This is a genomic window from Streptomyces sp. Y20 (genome assembly GCF_043195475.1).
GTDB lineage: Bacteria > Actinomycetota > Actinomycetes > Streptomycetales > Streptomycetaceae > Streptomyces.
This window is the reverse complement of record NZ_JBIDDP010000035.1, coordinates 1-629: the sequence shown is the minus strand read 5'-3', so window position 1 is coordinate 629 and position 629 is coordinate 1. Positions and strand designations below refer to the sequence as shown.

The 629-nt window shown below is 71.5% G+C and carries 1 protein-coding gene; it reads left to right on the top strand.

Features of this window, described 5'->3' with window-relative positions; all coding sequences use genetic code 11:
- Nucleotides 1–629 (top strand): ketoacyl-synthetase C-terminal extension domain-containing protein (locus ACGFT1_RS35720; protein WP_373913150.1); only part of this gene is annotated, 629 nt, incomplete at both ends.

The window sequence follows — 629 nt, the reverse complement described above, 5'->3', positions numbered from 1 at the left end:
CCTCCAACGGCCTCACCGCACCCAGCGGCCCCGCACAACAACGCGTCATCCACGCCGCCCTGACCGACGCCGGCCTGACCCCCTCGGCAATCGACGCCGTCGAAGCCCACGGCACCGGAACCGTCCTGGGCGACCCCATCGAAGCACAAGCCCTCCTCGCCACCTACGGCAGCGAACGCAACGGCCGACCACTCCTCGTCGGCACCCTCAAATCCAACCTCGGACACGCACAAGCCGCCGCCGGAGTCGGCGGCGTCATCAAAATGGTCATGGCCCTGCGCCACGGAGAACTACCCGCCTCACTCCACGTGGGCAAACCCAGCGACCTGGTCGACTGGAACGCGGGCAGTGTCGAGCTGCTCGGCAAGCCCCACCCGTGGCCCGCGACCGAGGACAGGACCCGGCGGGCCGGAGTGTCCTCGTTCGGGATCAGCGGCACCAACGCGCACGTCGTGCTCGCGGAGCCGCCCGCCGACGACACGGCACCGGGATCGGCGGACCTGCTGGACGGTGGTCGGTTGCCGTGGGTGGTGTCGGCACGGTCGGCGGACGCACTCGCCCAGGCGGCGCGGCAGCTCGCCGACCACGTGCGGGCACGGCCCGAACTGGCGTCCGGCGATGTGGCGTTC